General features: G+C 45.2%; 18 protein-coding genes and 3 pseudogenes. 3 read left to right on the plus strand and 18 right to left on the minus strand.

All coding sequences use genetic code 11. The annotated features are described in order from the left end of the window. Nucleotides 1-46: 46 nt before the first annotated feature. The gene (locus VK70_RS29215; RefSeq protein ID WP_267885653.1) at nucleotides 47-169 is read right to left on the minus strand and encodes a hypothetical protein; all 123 of its coding nucleotides are present in this window, start codon (nucleotides 167-169) and stop codon (nucleotides 47-49) included. A gap of 211 nt (nucleotides 170-380) precedes the next feature. Between VK70_RS29215 and VK70_RS09690 the strand changes: the two genes are divergently transcribed. Further along, nucleotides 381-773, plus strand: coding sequence for a MerR family transcriptional regulator (locus VK70_RS09690; RefSeq protein WP_025695618.1), 393 nt, complete (start codon nucleotides 381-383; stop codon nucleotides 771-773). A 155-nt stretch (nucleotides 774-928) separates the two neighbouring features. Here the strand turns inward: VK70_RS09690 and VK70_RS09695 are convergent, their stop codons facing one another. Beyond that, the gene (locus VK70_RS09695) at nucleotides 929-1,396 is read right to left on the minus strand and encodes a nucleoside deaminase (RefSeq protein ID WP_025695619.1); all 468 of its coding nucleotides are present in this window, start codon (nucleotides 1,394-1,396) and stop codon (nucleotides 929-931) included. Between the two features lie 245 nt (nucleotides 1,397-1,641). Between VK70_RS09695 and VK70_RS09700 the strand changes: the two genes are divergently transcribed. Continuing rightward, nucleotides 1,642-2,184, plus strand: a complete 543-nt coding sequence (locus tag VK70_RS09700) for a TetR/AcrR family transcriptional regulator (protein WP_025695620.1) — start codon at nucleotides 1,642-1,644, stop codon at nucleotides 2,182-2,184. On the opposite strand, the pseudogene VK70_RS27140 reads toward VK70_RS09700, so the two are convergent. From VK70_RS27140 to VK70_RS09735, 9 genes and pseudogenes are all read right to left on the minus strand, one after another. After that, a pseudogene (locus tag VK70_RS27140) lies at nucleotides 2,180-2,329 on the minus strand (SDR family NAD(P)-dependent oxidoreductase); the annotation flags it as partial. The gene VK70_RS09700 and the pseudogene VK70_RS27140 overlap by 5 nt on opposite strands. Before the next feature lie 197 nt (nucleotides 2,330-2,526). After that, complete coding sequence (locus VK70_RS09705; protein ID WP_025695621.1) at nucleotides 2,527-3,234, minus strand: DUF4405 domain-containing protein; 708 nt, start codon at nucleotides 3,232-3,234, stop codon at nucleotides 2,527-2,529. A 1-nt stretch (nucleotide 3,235) separates the two neighbouring features. Further along, nucleotides 3,236-3,799: a cyclophilin-like fold protein gene (locus tag VK70_RS09710; protein ID WP_025695622.1), complete on the minus strand. Its 564-nt coding sequence runs from the start codon at nucleotides 3,797-3,799 to the stop codon at nucleotides 3,236-3,238. Nucleotides 3,800-3,869: 70 nt separating this feature from the next. Next, on the minus strand, nucleotides 3,870-4,616 hold the full coding sequence (locus VK70_RS09715; RefSeq protein ID WP_025695623.1) for a flavodoxin: 747 nt from the start codon (nucleotides 4,614-4,616) through the stop codon (nucleotides 3,870-3,872). A 149-nt stretch (nucleotides 4,617-4,765) separates the two neighbouring features. Continuing rightward, nucleotides 4,766-5,845 (minus strand): alpha/beta hydrolase, encoded by a 1,080-nt coding sequence (locus VK70_RS09720; RefSeq protein WP_025695624.1) that lies wholly within the window; start codon nucleotides 5,843-5,845, stop codon nucleotides 4,766-4,768. Between the two features lie 178 nt (nucleotides 5,846-6,023). Continuing rightward, nucleotides 6,024-6,272: pseudogene (locus VK70_RS29495) on the minus strand (MFS transporter); the annotation flags it as partial. A 131-nt stretch (nucleotides 6,273-6,403) separates the two neighbouring features. Then, nucleotides 6,404-7,570, minus strand: coding sequence for an iron-containing alcohol dehydrogenase (locus VK70_RS09725; RefSeq protein ID WP_025695625.1), 1,167 nt, complete (start codon nucleotides 7,568-7,570; stop codon nucleotides 6,404-6,406). A gap of 319 nt (nucleotides 7,571-7,889) precedes the next feature. Further along, nucleotides 7,890-10,145: an ATP-binding cassette domain-containing protein gene (locus VK70_RS09730; protein ID WP_046723216.1), complete on the minus strand. Its 2,256-nt coding sequence runs from the start codon at nucleotides 10,143-10,145 to the stop codon at nucleotides 7,890-7,892. Between the two features lie 129 nt (nucleotides 10,146-10,274). After that, nucleotides 10,275-11,141: an alpha/beta hydrolase gene (locus tag VK70_RS09735; protein ID WP_201778752.1), complete on the minus strand. Its 867-nt coding sequence runs from the start codon at nucleotides 11,139-11,141 to the stop codon at nucleotides 10,275-10,277. A 447-nt stretch (nucleotides 11,142-11,588) separates the two neighbouring features. On the opposite strand from VK70_RS09735, the pseudogene VK70_RS29500 reads away from it, so the two are divergent. After that, nucleotides 11,589-11,732: pseudogene (locus VK70_RS29500) on the plus strand (GNAT family N-acetyltransferase); the annotation flags it as partial. Nucleotides 11,733-12,003: 271 nt separating this feature from the next. On the opposite strand, the gene VK70_RS09740 reads toward VK70_RS29500, so the two are convergent. The 7 genes from VK70_RS09740 to VK70_RS09775 all read right to left on the minus strand — a co-directional run bounded on the left by VK70_RS09740 (nucleotide 12,004) and on the right by VK70_RS09775 (nucleotide 17,333). After that, a complete protein-coding gene (locus VK70_RS09740; protein WP_025694005.1) occupies nucleotides 12,004-12,438 on the minus strand; it encodes a protein-tyrosine phosphatase family protein in 435 nt (144 codons plus the stop codon). Between the two features lie 138 nt (nucleotides 12,439-12,576). Continuing rightward, nucleotides 12,577-13,146 (minus strand): maltose acetyltransferase domain-containing protein, encoded by a 570-nt coding sequence (locus tag VK70_RS09745; protein ID WP_025694006.1) that lies wholly within the window; start codon nucleotides 13,144-13,146, stop codon nucleotides 12,577-12,579. Between the two features lie 39 nt (nucleotides 13,147-13,185). Then, on the minus strand, nucleotides 13,186-14,214 hold the full coding sequence (locus VK70_RS09750) for an ROK family protein (RefSeq protein WP_025694007.1): 1,029 nt from the start codon (nucleotides 14,212-14,214) through the stop codon (nucleotides 13,186-13,188). A gap of 135 nt (nucleotides 14,215-14,349) precedes the next feature. Next, on the minus strand, nucleotides 14,350-15,120 hold the full coding sequence (gene murI, locus VK70_RS09755) for a glutamate racemase (RefSeq protein ID WP_025694008.1): 771 nt from the start codon (nucleotides 15,118-15,120) through the stop codon (nucleotides 14,350-14,352). A gap of 168 nt (nucleotides 15,121-15,288) precedes the next feature. Then, entirely contained in the window at nucleotides 15,289-15,864 is a 576-nt protein-coding gene (locus VK70_RS09760) for an NAD(P)H-dependent oxidoreductase (RefSeq protein WP_025694781.1), read from the minus strand. Nucleotides 15,865-16,041: 177 nt separating this feature from the next. Continuing rightward, the gene (locus tag VK70_RS09770) at nucleotides 16,042-16,344 is read right to left on the minus strand and encodes an ArsR/SmtB family transcription factor (RefSeq protein WP_036639383.1); all 303 of its coding nucleotides are present in this window, start codon (nucleotides 16,342-16,344) and stop codon (nucleotides 16,042-16,044) included. A gap of 17 nt (nucleotides 16,345-16,361) precedes the next feature. Then, on the minus strand, nucleotides 16,362-17,333 hold the full coding sequence (locus tag VK70_RS09775; RefSeq protein ID WP_025694783.1) for a bile acid:sodium symporter family protein: 972 nt from the start codon (nucleotides 17,331-17,333) through the stop codon (nucleotides 16,362-16,364). Nucleotides 17,334-17,541 lie beyond the last annotated feature (208 nt).

Consider the following 17,541-nt stretch of genomic DNA (forward strand, 5'->3'; position numbering starts at 1 on the left):
CGGCTGCGATCGCTTTTCTTGTATTTGTTTCATTTCCCAACAGCACCTACCCAATTAATTCTTCTGTCGACGGATTGATAATATCCATTCGCTCCGTTCCGTCGGGTTTTACAAATTCTCCATTGATATATACCTTGTCAATAAGTTTCATTACTGCATTCCCATTCATCCATTTACCTCCTATGCGATATTTATGATTGCTTGCTTCGTGAATCACTATACTCAGTTCAAGTAACTTGAAGTCAAATATTATTTTAAAAAATTTTCGTGGAAACTATCTATTTAACTCTAATAAGCATGACTTGTTCTTCTTCCACTCATATGTTAACGTAATTTTTGTACATTCAAGTAACTTGAACTAAGTGATATAGGAGAGAAATATGGAAGAATTTATTTATGGAACCGAACCCAAATACTCAATTAAGGAAGTATCAAAAATAACAAACCTACCCAAACCAACAATCCGCTATTATGAAGATATCGGTTTGCTGCAAGGTGTAGCGCGAGATAAGAATAATATCCGCCTGTTCTCTGATGATCAAATCATGAGATTGAGAATGGTTCAATGTATGAGAAGCACAGGAATGGGAATTGACATGATTCGCCATTATCTCGGCCTCTCAAGGGAAGTTAAAATGGAACTGAAAGAGAAATACTCCATTGTCTTAAACCAAGAAGAAATACTTTTAGCCAAAAAACACGAGATTGAGGCACAACTGGCTCTTATTGAGCACAAAAAAGCTAACTTTAAAAAAGATTTAAATGAAGCATAGAATGCAGTGCCCTCCCTAGTAATGTAACGACTCCTTTGTTCCTTCGACATTGGAAAATAACCGTGTACACTTAAAATAACAGAACCTGCCGTTTTCTGCGGCAGGTTCAAATTTTTAATATTTTTCGAATTGAAAATAAACCATAAGTATGCTTTTTAACCTTTTGTGTTGTGGGAAAAATAGCTGGCCAATACACTCAAACTTTCCTCTCGTAATATGCCCGCTGTAATATCCGGTTTATGGGGAGAATTTTCAAATACAATTTGACTGCAATGACTTCCCTGTTCATCCAGTAGATTACACAGATCTATATCGCTGGCACCATAAACCAATCGCCCAACCTTTGTCCAAACCAATGCGCCGCAACACATAAAACAAGGCTCGCAGCTCGAAAATAAGGTGTACTTACGTAAATCGGTAATATGGGTTTCTGCACAAAATCTCCGCAGCAACCCTGCTTCTGCATGAAACGTTGGATCGGTTGCAGAATAAATTTGGTTTTCATTAGAATATACAATTTCCCGGCTCTTAACCAATATCGCTCCAAAAGGTTCGTTACCGTGCTCAACCGCAAGTTTAGATAGCCTGATTGCTTCTTTCATAAAAAACTCGTCTTGGTTCATACTTATTCTCCTTTTATATAGGAATAATCTGATGTTATCACATTTCAGTTTTTCTCTTTTCTAAACATTATAATTTATTTTACCTGCCCTTTAGCTTAATGCCGCTCCCGGTCTATTACTTTATTTTTCAGTCGCCTTACGCATTACTCCACAAAAATCACCATTGATTGATTAAACAACATTCGTTTATAATAAAAAATTGAAAGATGCTGCTTTCAATCTATAGAAAGTCTGGTGGCCTAACAATGAAAGTTGATCGAAGAGTAGCCAAAAGCCAAGAAGCCATTAAGAAAGCTCTTATTGAACTGATGACTGAAAAAAGTTTTGATACCATTACCATTCAAGATATTTCCGACAGGGCAAATGTGAACCGGGGTACTATTTATCTTCATTACCTGGATAAATTTGACCTGTTAGATAAGATCATGGAAGAACATATATACAATATGAGTGATTTTTGCGAATCGGCAGCTGAAATGGATTTTTTAGAATCGACTGTTCACTGCATGGAATACTTTGAGAATAATTTTTTATTCTTTTCAACGATGTTAGCAAGTGAAGGAGCTTCGTATTTTCGTAGTCGCTTCCTTCAGTTTAATATCGAAGAATTCAGGAAAGATGTGGACATCACACAAGGAAAAAATGCTGGTCAAAATGAAGATGTAGTTGTTGAATTTGTTGCTAATGCATACGTAGGGGTAGTTGAATGGTGGTTAAAGAATGGAATGCCTTATCCGCCTCGTGTCATGGCAGAAAAAGTTGGAGAGTTATTGGAAAGATTAGTATAGATTCAACAAGAGCTTTTAGACGATCTTCACGACGAGCCGCAATGACTAATTTTGCTCCGTCTTGTGCAAGTTTCTTGGTAGTAGCTTCACCAATCCCACTAGACGCACCCATAATAATAACTACTTTTTCTTGAATATTTGACATACTGAATAACACCCTTTCTTATTTTTGTTTTGAAAACATTTCTTTGTATAATGCCCAACATTGACTTCACTTAAAAAAAATAAAGATTGATTGATTATTCAGCAAATAATTAATTATTGTTGATTATCTTTACGGGAGCTTGATGACCGAACCATACCGAAAAGTAGATAGAAGAATTACCACAAATCGTAAGGGCATTACGATGCTGTTTCTTTCGTTAGCATTCTTTTGAATGCATTTATTCTGTGAGGCAATTTTGAAACGTAATAACCAACACAAACAAACAGGCCCATGATTGCAAGATAGTCCGCGAAAAACAGAATCAGCGGCTCATTAAAGTTAAAGAATACAAACTGATTTTGGAGCAGCATATAGGAACCGATTTCCCGATGCATGAAGGCATAAATTCCATATACGGCGATCAAAACAGTCACTACACGCAGAATAACAGTGCGACTCCTGGAAGTCTGCTTGATACCGATGATTTTTCGTGCAACGCCCATCAGCATCCCCCAATGAAGCCCCAGATGTACCGACATCAAAACAAAGCCCCAATAGGAAGCAAGTATGTGCATCATTCTTGCCAGAGTTGCAACGCTGCTGACAGAAAGGAATACAAGCGCATGGCGGGACATCATAATGCCGCTAACCGGGAGACAGAACATGATTATAAAGAGCAGCAAATTGATCACTGTCCCAAGGATACGAATCCCTGAATAGCGGCCTTTCAAAAGGTTTTGATGCCATTTACGATTTAAAATGTTGTGGACGATAAATAATACAAACATTGCAAACCCTACCCATTCATGGGCAGTTTCTCCAACCAGAGCATAAGCCATAAGTACAGGCAGCATAGCGGTCATTGTAATATCCATGATGATTTGAAATGTTCTTCTCGGTGTCATTTCAGAAGCTCCTTTTTATTTCAGAAAATCTTTCAAACGTAGCCGAAAAGCTGCCATCCATAGCCGCAAGTCTATCTATGCCATTTCCGTCCATTTTCCCTATGTGAATGAGATCGGAGCTAGGTTCGCCACCTCCCCTATAAAAAACAGCGATATTCCCCCAAGGGACATACACAGTAATGTCCCCGGTCTCGACGGCGTGTCTATCCGAAACATTCTGCGTCGTGAGGGTTCGCGGCGGATAAGCTATTTTTTCACTGCCCGCAAAGTCCTCAAAGGTCAGCGTAACAGGAAGCATAGAAATGAAATCTCTTGCTGTAGCATTATCAAAAAGCGTTGCTGTCATTTCCTCACCTTCCAGCGTCATTTTGATACTCCTGCTATTTGACTGTTCCTGGGGTACTTCTTCAGTTTCTGTTCTCTCATTGCCCTGTGTGCTGGGCCTGGCGGTATTTTCCGGCATTTCAGAATTCAGTTGTTCGGTTTCAGAGGGAACTGATTGTGTGCATCCAGTCATTCCAAGTATCAGTATAAAAGCCAACCCTATCCCTGTTAATCTCTTCATAATCACCCAACTTTCTATTATCAATTGTCACTGCGAAATATAAAATCACATTTCTGTTTAGATGAATGGTTTATTCAGGCAGCCCCAGCTTAGACAGCCAATCTGTTACCTCGTCCTCCGTGCCGTCAGGAAGAGTTTGACTGATAGTAAGGCCTTCTGAAACAGTGGCTCCAGGCTGCAGCTCGCGTATGGTTTCTATAGTGTGCGAAAAACGACTGCCGCCGCTTGTGTTGAATGGTACGATCGTTTTTCCGGATAGGTCGTATTCTTCCAAGAAACTGTAAAGTGCCATAGGCATATCAAACCACCAGTTAGGATAGCCGAGGTATATAACGTCGTAGGAATCCATATTTTCCACATGGGAAGCCAGTTTCGGTCGGATCTTGGCATCACGTTCCTCCAGACCCTGACGTTCGATGATGCTATACTCAGCAGGGTACTTATCCTCCATTTCTATAAGGAACAGGTCGCCGTTCACAGACTTTTGGATCATTTTCGCAAGTATTTCGGTATTACCCTGCACGCCATTTTCTGTGTTATTCAAGCTTGCTGAGGATATTGTATCCACGTTGTCGGGAAGATTAGCGTTGCCAATACGGGAGAAATAGGCAACCAAGATTTTGGAAGTCCCTGCTTCCGGTACATTTGTCACTTCATCCGTGTTATCATTTTCGTCCGCAACAGTGGACGGTTCCTGAATCTCAGGAGTAGGCTGTTGTGTGCTGCTATTTTGACTGCTGCTTCCGCAGGCCGTAAGGCTGAGAAGAAGCAGGAATGAGAGTGCCAGACAATACCATTTTGTAGTTAAACATTTCATAGAGTCACATCCCTACCAAGATAATTTTTCATAAGTTCTATTCAGAAAAAAGTGTGAATCCCGACAAGATATGCGGGATTCACACAGCGTTTCACTCAAAGTACCATTGGCATGCAAAGCTCTCTGCGATCTTCAATCAAGCCTTATTTTTACTTCAGATTTGCTTTAAAGAAGGACTCGAGCTTTTTGAACGGGATGTACTCCATTTTGTCGTACAGATCCACATGCCCTGCGCCTGGAACAATATAGAGTTCCTTTGGTTCGCCCGCCAGCTTGTATGCGTCTTCGCTGTAGTATCTGGAGTGGGCATTCTCGCCTGCGATGAACAGAATTGGACGCGGAGAAATCGTATCAATATGCTCGAACGGGTAGAAGTTCACGAGCGCCCCTCTGCTGGTAAGGCTGTAAGGCAATGAGCGGGGGTGATATCCCCTAGGCGTACCGTAGTATTCAGAGAACTCTCGGACTGCTGCTTCTGCTGAGGGTTTTAGTTCCACTGCAGTTCCGCCGCCGTATTTTATCTGTCCGCTCTCAAAATCGATCCAGCGCTGTTCAGCGGCTTCTTCAAGAGCTTTGATCTGTTCTTCCTTGGTCATTACATCGTTCGGTGTTACCGCTAACCCCAATCCCTCACGGGTGGCGCGGCCCATGTCGTACATACTAACTGTCGCGATGGCCTTCAGCCGAGGGTCAATCTGCGCAGCGCTGACCGCAAACCCGCCACTGGCACAAACGCCGATGACGCCAATACGGTTACGGTCCACAAACGAGCGTGTGCCTAAAAAGTCCACGGCGGCGCTGAAATCTTCGGCGAACGTGTCCGGAGAAGCAATATTACGCGGTTGCCCGCCGCTTTCTCCAGTGTAGGAGGGGTCAAAGGCCAGGGTTACAAAGCCCCGTGATGCCATCTCCTGGGCATACAAGCCGGCCGTCTGTTCCTTCACGCCAGTGAACGGGGGGCCGACAATGATTGCGGGAGATTTCTTTGCTCCTTTCACGTTTTTAGGACGATACATATCCGCAACGATGTTAATGCCAAGTCTGTTCTTGTATGAGACTTTTTCAACAGTTACCTTGTTGTTTTGAGGAAAGGTCTTGTCCCATACCGGGCTATTTGCTGCGGGTGAACCGGTGGTCGCGGATGAAACAGTGTTCGTGGATACAAGCACGGCCAGTACCATCACTATGAGTAATTGGAGACCTCGCTTGATAATAGGTTTTTTCTTCATTTCAAAATCATCCTTTCTTATTTTTGGTTTGAAAACTTTTTTGTAACGATCTTGCTGTCCTTTGACCCCGACAAAAAAAGGACCGTTGATGATTAATCAACAACTGTATATAATCATAAAAAAGAAACACAATACTCTCAATGGTTAAATGAACGCAATTTGTTGATTACTCCACAAATCAATAGTAATTGTTGATTAAGTTAGATAGAAAAATACATAACAGCAAAAAAGTAAAGGCCAGGTAGCGAAAATACCTGGCCTTTTTGATATATAAATTCTTACCTGGGAAGGCAGCACCAACGGTTGTCCCCAGGTTAGCGGAAGTCAAAAATAATCCATTACCCAAATCAGGAGCTTCTGGAGCTGCGGAAATAATCCAATATTGATTAATATTATCTCCGATACCTGCCAATATACCCCGAAAAAGCCGGTGAACAGTAAATCGGATGAAAAAAGAACAGCTACGCCAAAAATAAGGGGTGTCCCAAGCCATTGCATGGCTTTTGGGACACCCCTTTACAGGTTTAATATATTTCAAGTATTAGATAATTCTAGCTTTTAAAAATTAACGTCTACGCCATAAAATGCGGCTTCATATAATTTCTTCATTTGTGAAGTAGAAGTTTCTCGCGGATTTGTCCCTGTGCATGGATCTTTCATTGCATTTATAGCCATTGTTTCTACATGACTGAGGAATTCAGCTTCTGCAATGCCAAACTCTTGCAATGTACCCGGAATACCCATTTCACGGTTAATATTACGCACCCAGCCAATTAAGGAATCTGTTAATTCCTGCTTCGTCTTCCCTTTCAAATTCAGGCGAGTGGCGAGGTTAGCATAACGCTCTTCTACTACTTTTCTATTAAACTGGATCACATATGGCAAATAGATTGCATTAGCTAATCCATGAGGGATATTAAAGATGGGACCGCTCTTGTGTGCTAAACTGTGCACATTCCCTAAAACAGCATTGGCAAATGACATTCCCGCCATAGCCTGAGCATAGTGAACTTCCTCTCTGGAGACTAGATCCCCTTTGAAAGAAGCGAGCAAGTGATCCTTCAGTTTCTCCGCTGCTTCTATAGCAAGTGCATCGGTAAAAATAGTGCGTGGTTTGGCCACGTAAGCTTCAAAGCTATGCGTTACTGCATCCATGCCGCTGTAAGCGATCATATGTTGAGGCATATCGGTAACCAAAACCGGATCAATTACAGCAATATCTGGAGTAAGCCCGAAATCTGCCAATGGATATTTAATTCCAGTTTGCTCATCCGTAATGACGGAAAGGTTGGAGATCTCCGCAGCTGTGCCGCTGGTTGTTGGAATTCCAATAAATCTGGCCTTGGTCCGAAGTTCCGGTAAAGAAAAAGGAACAGCAGCTTGTTCAAATGTCAGTTCCGGATACTCATAGAATAGCCACATTGCTTTTGCGGCATCCATCGGAGAGCCCCCACCTATACCAATCACCCAATCAGGTTGGAACACTCTCATTTGTGCAGCTCCAGATTGGACCATGGTTACAGTAGGTTCTGTATTTATACCTTCAATGAGAAGAGTTTCCATGCCTGCTTCTTCAAGCAATTGTGTTATTTTATCCAAGTGACCCTGCTTCTTAATGGAACCTCCACCAATGACCAGAGCGGCCTTATGGCCTCTCAAAGTTTTCAATATGTCTAAAGCATTCTCCCCGTAATAAATATCTCGCGGAATTGTAAATCTGTTCATGTTAAGTTCCTCTCCTTGCTTAATGTCTTGATTACATTTCTTATTATAGAAGTCGTGGTTCATTTTAGTAAGTAGGCACTTTATTCACAGATACTTACCAAATAGTTGCATGGTATCCTTGAGTAAACTAATAACTGTCGCACGAATGGTTCATTATGGGAGTCGTGCAGATTTGGATTCTCACAGCCAACTGTAAGGTTCTTTAATTTGATTCCTTAAAATAAAAAGCCGCCATTTAGGCGACTTTCTAAGCGATTTGTTCCTGTCCTCCGACACATTTGGTGTCACACACTATATACGATATGTTTTCCTTGTTGCATTACCTCAAGTATCTTCCCGTGATCGACTGCTCCGCATGGATGATTTGCGCCGGTGTGCCCTCGAACACCACATGGCCGCCTTTGCTGCCTCCGTCCGGTCCCATATCGATGATCCAATCCGCTTGGCTGATCACATCGAGGTTGTGCTCGATGACGATCACCGTATTGCCGGCATCCACGAGGCGGTTCATAATCCGCAGAAGGTGCCCGATATCTGACATATGCAGGCCGGTCGTCGGCTCGTCCATCACGTAGATGCTGCCCTTTTTATGCAGCTCGCTCGCCAGCTTGATGCGTTGGCATTCCCCGCCCGAGAGCGTGCTGAGCGGCTGACCAAGTGTAATATAGTTCAGCCCCACATCACTCATCGCCTGGAGCTTGCGCACAACCTCTTTTAGCTGAAAAAAATCCAATGCCTGCTCCACAGTCATCTCCAGCACTTCTGCAATTGACTTGCCGTTCAGCTTGTACGCGAGTACCTCTTCCTTGAACCGTCTACCTCCGCATACTTCGCATGGCAGCTTCACGCTGTCGAGGAATGCAAGGTCCGTATACACAACACCCAGCCCTTGGCAGTTCTCGCAAGCCCCCTTGGAGTTGAAGCTGAACAAGCCTTGGCTCACCTTGTTCGCGGAAGCGAACGCCTTGCGCACATCATCCATAATGCCCGTGTAGGTCGCGGGATTCGAGCGTGTTGACACGCCTACCGCCGATTGGTCGATGACGATCGCATCCGGATGCTGGCTGAGGAATACTTCGTTAATCAGCGTACTCTTGCCCGAGCCGGCGACACCCGCAACTACTGTCAGCACTCCGGTTGGAATATCTACACTCACGTTTCGCAGGTTGTGAAGTAGGGCATCCTTGATGGACAGCTTGCCGGTTGGCTGCCTGCAATCGTGCTTCAGCTGGAGCGGCCGCTTCATATGGGTGCCTGTAAGCGTACCTGTCTCCAACAGGCCTTGGAAGCTTCCTTCATACACGATGGTACCGCCGCGGCTGCCGGCGTGAGGCCCGACGTCGACGATATGATCCGCTAACTTGATCACATCGGGATCATGCTCGACGACAATTACGGTATTGCCCTTGTCGCGCAGCTTCTGAAGCAATCCATTTAACCGGTGTACATCACGGGGGTGCAAGCCAATGCTGGGCTCATCGAAGATGTAAGTGACATCCACCAGACTGCCGCTCAGGTGCTTCACCATCTTGACGCGCTGCGACTCGCCGCCGGACAATGTATCCGTCTCACGGTCCAGCGTCAAGTAGTCAAGTCCGATATCCACCAGATGCTGCAGCCGCTCTGTCAGCGACTTGACGACCGGCGCGGCGATCGCGTCGTCAATCTCCCGAATGACGCGGATGAGTTGTCCGACCTCCATGGAGGACATCTCCGCAATGTTGAGTCCATTGATCCTGCAACTGAGCGTAGCCTGACTGAGTCTCGCGCCTCGGCAGCTGGAGCAGGGACCCTCGGAGATGTACGGCGCAACAGCTCGTTGTGTGCGCTCGGACTTCGTCTTCACATCCTGCTTGATGTACTTGTTGGTGAACTTTTCGATGACGCCCTCCACAGTAATATTCACTGCCTTCCCAGCGAAATCCATCTCCACTTTCCTCGCCTTGGCGTACAGCAGCTGCTCCAGTTCTTCATTCGAATAATCGCTCAGCTTCTTGCCTGGATCGAAGGACCCCGACTGCACGATCATGTTCCAATCCCAGCTATCAACCTTATAGTCCGGCAGCATGATTGCCCCTTCATTCAACGACTTTGACATGTCCAGCGCCTTGCTCATGTCGACACCCAGCCTGCGGCCGATCCCGTTGCACTCGGGACACATGCCTTGCGGATCGTTAAACGAGAACATGTGCGCTTGTCCAACATAGGGCTGACCTACTCGGGAGAAAAGAAGACGGAGAATGGGAGAGATATCGGTAATCGTGCCCATCGTGGAATGGGAACCGCCGCCCAGCCGCTTCTGATCCACAATAACAGCCATGCTTAGGTTCTCGATCGCGTCCGTATCCGGCTGAGGAACGCGAGGCAGAAAATTTCGCACGAACATGCTGAAGTTCTCATTCAGCAATCGCGTGGATTCTGCGGCGATCGTATCGAAGACGATCGATGACTTGCCGGAGCCGGATACCCCGGTGAAGATCGTGATCTTCCGCTTGGGAATGCGCAAGGATACGTTCTTGAGATTGTTTTCCCTCGCACCCGAGATTACGATATACTCCTGATTCGATTCGCTCATGCTGACCACCCTTCCGGGTAATGTTAATTTCTACTTCTATTCGCATTGTACCATTCAATTAGAGATGGCTACCCCCTCATCCGATCAAAATCCCGGTAAACCCCGCCCATTTGCGCTGCATGTACTGAATCACCCGTTTTTTCTCATTAAATCGTTTACTGCATTCTTAACTTTCATGATGATCAAATTCATCGTTTGGTCTCCTGATTCATTAAGCAGAAGATGGCAGTTCTCCTCAAACACCATCAGTTCCTTATATGGAGCTTGAATCAGTTGAAATACTTTTCGAGTATAATCAAACGGGAAAAGCGGATCTCCTTTGGAAGCCATGACATAGACTGGACATTTAATACTTCCGTCCTGAATTTGCTTTAAATCTGCACTGAACAGACTTGTTAAAAAATATAGAGGATAGCTCATAAACCCGATTGGATCTAACCTTAACTGATCAAGAATCTGGTCGTTACTTGTAACCCTCTCTAGATCCAAGTAGAAACCAACCGGTATTTTCAGTCTCGGAAACAGCTTGCACCCCAGCTTCATGCCCCCGATAAATGGCTTATAGAAGTACTTCATTACTCGCGGAAATCTTGTAACGTCCACCGAATCCGGCAAGCTGGGTATCAGTATATTATGTGGAAATGCTGCCCTAATCCGATGATCCAACCCGGCTAGAGCAATTGTCAATATCCCCCCCTGGCTTGAACCCATCAGATAAATCTGTTCATTGAAACGTTGAGTCGCATATGTGATGGCATCTCTTCCATTTTGGATCATTTCATCAAAGGTGAACAATTCTTTAACCCTCGGACTTTTGCCGTGACAGACGGGATGAACGCCGATAACGTTAAATCCATGTAACGATAATAATCCCAAAAATTTCTCGTAAAACAAAGGATGTGTCGCGGTTCCAGGAATAAATATGATACATGGATCCAGTTCATTGCTTTTCCATATGGAGAGCACAATCGGAACGGAATTTGATTGAATGGTCACTTCTTCATAATGCAGATTCGTAATTATCTCAAGTCCCTCCCTTTATAGTTACTATCGATAAATCATGAATATTTAAAGTTATTGTATCACCGTTATGTGGGAGAATTTGTTTCAAAAAACATAATGTTGGAACATTTGTGCAATTTTTTATGACAAAATATTACCTACATAAAAACAAAAAAAGCCGTCAGCAATATGGTCTCGCCGTTAATATAATTGGCAATATCCTTAGATTCCGCTATTCTTCCGGCCGGAATTAATTCTTCCGAAGATCTCCGTACCTCAGGTATAGGTAAAACCAGGAACAGCAGAATTCGCGGAATAATGTATGTACTTGGGATGATTTATTGGAAAAACACACAAGTGTCCCTCCACAAAGGAGGTTGAAATTTGCAAGTATTATTTTGATTGGCATGATGATGTTTAACGTCGAAAAATAATAAAAACACATTCCCCTTTAACCTGAGCGGGCAAAGATTGTACCGGAAGTTCGGGTATCGTGAGGTCGGGGTATTCGAGCATCAAGGAATCATGGACGGCAAGCCGATCGACGTTATGATCATGGAGAAATTATTTCATTATAAAAGATGAACTTATGATTTTTTCATCAGATATTAGTCGTAACTACGAGGAATGTTTGGACTTCCGGCCGCTGTTGTCTCCAGATTTCTTGATTATACCGCTCTTCGCGGATGAAATCCGGAGACAAAGGCGATCGCTATCGCTCCTACAGTTCCAAACTTCCCCTTCATTACTCCTTACACTGATATCATTTTTTTCAAGTTCATCTTATATAATATAAAAGAACTTGGATGACTTATTATTCTCACAGTCACCAAGTTCTTTTTTTAAAATGAAGCTATTATTTACCGTATATCGCTCTTAAGGACTCCCATTGTAGCGGCTTCACGGCAATGCTCGGACGGATCGCTTTGGCTTGCTGTTCCGCCTCTTCAAGCGTTTGGGCTAGTCCCAGTTCCCGCAGCGTTCCGACAGCCACCGTTCCGGTGCGTCCTCTCCCTCCGCCGCAGTGAAAGGCTACTTTTTTTCCTTCCCTATAGGTATTTACGACTTCCTGAATGGCCGACCGGAAAAGATCGGCTTCAGGCTCCTCCGCATGATCTCCTAAAGGAATCTTCACCCACTGTACATGTTCCGCCGTACTCGCGCACTTTTCCGCTTCTTCGCGAAGATCGACGACAACCTCTACTCCTTCATCGGTTACCATTTGTTCGACGTCCTGAGCACCGCCAAAAAAGATCCGGTCCGGCACTAATGCCTGATATGGTTTCATCATTGGACTCTCCCTTTTAACTTTGATCAATCCCCTGTTACAAATTCCTTTAATCTAGAGTCAGTATTAAGGGAGTGAAAATCCATTTTCTCCTTGCGAAAATCATTTTATAATAATGTACTTATATAAGCAATGAGTTACCTAGCCATTATCAATTTGCTTGATGACCTTAGCCGGGTTACCGCCTACGACAACGTTATCAGGGACATCCTTCGTAACAACCGCTCCTGAAGCGATAACCGCGTTATTGCCTATCTTTACGCCGGGGTTGATAACCGCCCGTCCGCCAATCCATACGTTGTGGCCGATCGTGACCGGTTTGCCGAATTCCGCTCCGGAGATTCTATCCTGAGCCTCCAAGGGATGAGTCGCGGTATAGATATGAACGCCGGGAGCCAGGAAGCAGTTGTCGCCTATGCGAATTTCACACACGTCGAGAAACACGCAATCGTAGTTCGCATAGAAGTTCTCGCCGACATGGATGTTATAGCCATAATCGCAGCGGAACGACGGCTCGATGTAATAATGATTTCCCGTTGAGCCGAACAACTCCCTTAGGAGCTCTGTTCTATGTTCATCATCCGTTTCAAGTGACTGATTGTACAGTCGTGTCAACCGGCGTGCGTTCAAACGATCCTTCACCAGCTCCGGATCAGCCGCCTGGTAAAGCTCACCGTTTAACATCTTTTCTTTTTCGCTTTTTGTTTGCATAAGGATGTTCCTTTCGGAGAAAAGTTTTTTCTTAATTATTTATCTTTTTTCAATAAGTTGCAGCCGGTAGGTTAAGCTTTCCAAGGTCGCTGTTACCATACCCTTCATGTATTCCCGGTGCGTATCGTTTTGAATGATAAGCTGAGGCATGTGCTCTTCCGGAATGTCCTTCATGCAGCCCAAATAAAGTTCGTTAAGTTGAGTCTCACGGGGAAGCTCACCTGTAATCGCAATAGTTACCGGGTTAATAATGGCAATGATTGAGGTTAGTGTATTCACAGCCAACCGGACAAAGCCATCATCGGTTTGCAGTTGCCGCAGCTGCTCCTCGCGTGTAATTCCAAAGGGTAGAAAAGAAACCTCGCCGCCGAATTTCGTATTCCCGGATAATATCCGCCCATCTACGATAAAACCCGCACCGGGAAAATGGTCTTTAGGAAAGTTAACGACGGCAAGTGTTTTTTCTTCTTCGAAATTTTGCAAATGGTAAAAACCGTAGACCGTCATGTTCATATCGTTTTCAATGGTGACTGACACTTCGTATTTTTCTTCAAAATAAGGTCCTAACGATTTGCCTGCAAGGTCCGGAACATCGCAAACGCCGACTACTCCCTGATGGACAACGCCGGGTATTCCGATGCCAATTGCCTGTACATTACCGTTCTCGCTTACAAGTTGTTCGATCAGCCGATCAATCGCATCAATGTCTATATGTTCCAGTGCTAGAGTTGTCTCTTTGACGGTTTCGCCGACTAGATTCACGATACTGTAACGGATAGAGTGAATGCCTCCTTCCGTCTTTACAAGCAAACAAACGGCGCAGCCAAAGTCGGCGTTATACTTATACTGTTTGGCGGGCCTGCCGCCGTTTGGTCCATCCGGCTCCATCTCGATAACTTCGCCGGCAGCGACAAGTTCGTTTAATATGGTACCGCATGTGGCTACGCTAAGCTTGGTTAGGCTTGCAATCGACGCTTTGGTTCCGATACCCTGCGCTTTTAACGCGTTTTTTACTAGCTCTACGTTCATTTTTTTGACTTGAATCGTATTATGCGTAACAGGCTGCATGTTCTCAGTCCTTTTTTTAATACTTTTAATAACTGATTTAATAATAGAAGTGTATCGTCCCTTGATTCTTAAGTCAATAATACGTTATAAAAAAATAAAGCAGTCGGTCTCAAACCAGCTGCTTTCTTTTGATAATCATCCTTCCCCAAGTAAATTCAGCAAACGCCGATATTTGCTCAACTTGGGCCCGTCCAGAATATGACGACCGGATTCAAAGAACATAATTGTGCCATTCCCTTCTTCGAGACGGTCACCTAGTAATCGCTGCAGTTGTTTTACGGTACCGACGCTTCCGTCAATAAGTTCAGCCTGATTGCCGAAAACTTTACGAAGCGCGGCCCGGAAATATGGAAAATGCGTGCAACCCAACACGACGGTTCCATACTGCTTTACATCAATGTTTTCCAATTGCTCGCGCAAGTACGGCAGCACCACTTCGTCTGTGAACTCAAGCGTTTCCGCCAGCTCCACAAGTCCAGGAAGTGCCAAGCTTTCGACCATATTGCCACTGTCATGACTTCTCACCAGGTTCCTATATTTTTCCTCCTGAAGTGTAAGGCGAGTGGCTAGAACCAAAACCTTCTTTTGCAGCTTCTTACTCTCCAGAATGGCGGGTTTCACGGCAGGTTCAATACCCAATATAGGAAAATTATACTTATGGCGCAGCTCCTCGATCACAATACTGGTTGCAGTATTGCATGCAATAACTATCGCCTTCACGCCTTGTTGAGCAATAAATTCAACGGCTTCGGTTACATATTGTTTGACCTTATCCTTCGGCTTCTCGCCGTATGGAACATGATCCGTATCCGCATAGAAAAGGTAATCCTCTTTCGGCAGCAGCTCAAGAGCTTGATAAAGGACAGTAAGTCCACCTACCCCCGAATCGAAAAATCCAATTTTCACGATGTAAACACCATCCCTCGTTGCCAAACATAATCGAATATACATGTCCCTATGTATTATAGCAAAAGAAGATGTTAGATGCGCAATTGACGAATCCAGCCCCTTCCGGCCGCTGTCTGCGGCTGGAAGGGGCTGGCGCGTTGTTATCTTCGGCGTATGCGGCTCCGGTTAACCTCGCGTGCGGGAGATGACGGACCGGCCCTCCACATAGTCGGCGTAATCCGCGGCATACTTCTCCAGCTGTTCATCGCTCACTTCACGAATTCCGCTCACTACAAAGTGCGGACGGTAGATCATTCCGGTAAGGTTGGCGGACTGCTGGAACGGCCGCAGCAGCTCGCTGAAAGAGTAATTATGAAAGCCTCCGGCTTGGTACATGCTCTCCGCACCTCCCGAAGAGGTGGCAATGAGCAGTTCCTTGCCATTCAGCTTATCGCCGCCTCTGCCGTGCGCGAAGCCGAGCTCGAATACTTCATCCATCCATTTCTTCAGCAAGGAAGGCGAGCTGTACCAGAAAAAGGGGAATTGAAGTACGATACGGTCGTGAGCCAGCAACAGCGCCTGCTCGCGGGCAACGTCGATCTTTTCGTCCGGATAAGTCTCGTACAACTGGTGAACGGTAACATTGCCTCTTCGTTCAATCTCGGCCGTGAGGCGTTTGTTAATCCGGGACGTCTTTAAATCCGGATGCGCAACGATAACGAGCGTTGCGGCGCTGCCGGATGGGTTGGAAGGGTTGGACATGTGGAACAGCTCCTTTTTTAGGGTGAATTTAGGCTTGCACTTTCTGTACGGGTTTTCGCAGATCTGGGTCGATAAATCGAAAAAAATATCACCGCCTTCATTAATACAATTCGGGAAATGTCGATTTGTTTTGTATATAAAAACTGAATTCAATGGTTTGAATCCAGTCTTTATGATTTAAAGGTCTTGCTGAATGTAGGAAGCAATTTGTTTAATTGCCTCTTCATCTCTTCTGTAATATGTCCATTTTCCCAGCCGAGTCGCATGGACGAGCCCCGCTCGCTGCAGGACGGACAAATATTGAGATGTGGTCGATTGGGTCATATTCAGTTTTGTTGTAATCTGGCTGACGCATACCCCAACCTCGATAAGATCAACGCCTCCCTGGGGTCCAAAATGGGCTTTAGGATCTTTTAACCACTCCAAAATCTGAAGACGCGCTTCATTAGACAGTGCCTTAAATACTTCAATGGGGTCAATTGGCTTCATGCAAACTATTATATCGACGTTTCTCGATATGTCAACCCATTAATGTCAGTCCATTTGCTTAACACGTTGCTTACCAGCGATGCCATCAATTGCTGAACAAGCATGGCTAAACAAACGGGGAGCGCCGCCGCTGCCGGCAGGAACGTAGTCGCTATTACCGCTCCTGCGCTTATGTTTCGCATACCAACGGTATAAGTGAGCGCAATCGTGACCCCGGCTTCCTTCCTCCATCCCCATCGGCCTGTCGAATAGCCGAACAGGTAGGCGATGAGTGTCAGCAGAATTACTGTGGCGAGAATCCAGACAAGCTTCCATTCAAAATGAATGAAGAACGGAGCGACAAATGCCCCATTCAGCGCAACTACTCCGCCCAGCGCGATCTTCGACAACGGGGCGAGACGGGGCCTCCATACCTGTTCAGCCTGTCCCTTGGACACATGATTGATGAACATTCCAAGCAGAGATGGGAACACGATCATGAGCAGGAGCTTCCATACCATGCCCAGCGCATCAATATGCACCTCTGAAGCGAACAGAAGAGACAGCATGCCTGGAACGACAAACGGAGCAAGGAGCGTATCCAGCAGGATGACCGCAATCGTCAAAGTTACGTCTCCCCCTTTGTGCGCTACCCAGAATAGGGTTGTTACCCCTGTCGGAATGGCGGTTCCGAGCACCAGACCGGTAATCGTCTCCATATCACCGCCAAAGAGTGTCATCCCTAGCAGCCACGCAACAAGCGGCATAACAAAATGCAGAAGAATCAGAGCGCAAATCATCGGGGCCGGTCTCCGGAACACCCGGACGAAATCTCTGGTGCTCGTCCCTAAACTTCCCGCCAGCGTCATAAAGGCGAACAACCAGGTGGATAAAAAACCGTATGGCTTTAACCATACGGTGAACAGCATGCCGGCTATCAGACTTGTAGGGGTAATCCATGGCATGATTCGGTCAAACATCCGGTTCACGGTGGTCAACATAGGTTCGTTCCTAGAGTATAAAAGAGTCCGGATAACGCCTTGGCTGACGATTTTTCTTGTGCTAATCCGATTTTCAATATTTGTAGCCTCCTACCCTTCCGCGAGCGGATCACCCGGCTTACATTTCTTTACTTATCCTAGTAATACATTCTCTCATAATTGTAATGATATTTTCAATCCGAGATTTGGAAATCATGAGATATTAGAT

The sequence above is a fragment of the Paenibacillus durus ATCC 35681 genome (genome assembly GCF_000993825.1).
GTDB classification, from domain to species: Bacteria; Bacillota; Bacilli; order Paenibacillales; family Paenibacillaceae; genus Paenibacillus_AQ; species Paenibacillus_AQ durus_B.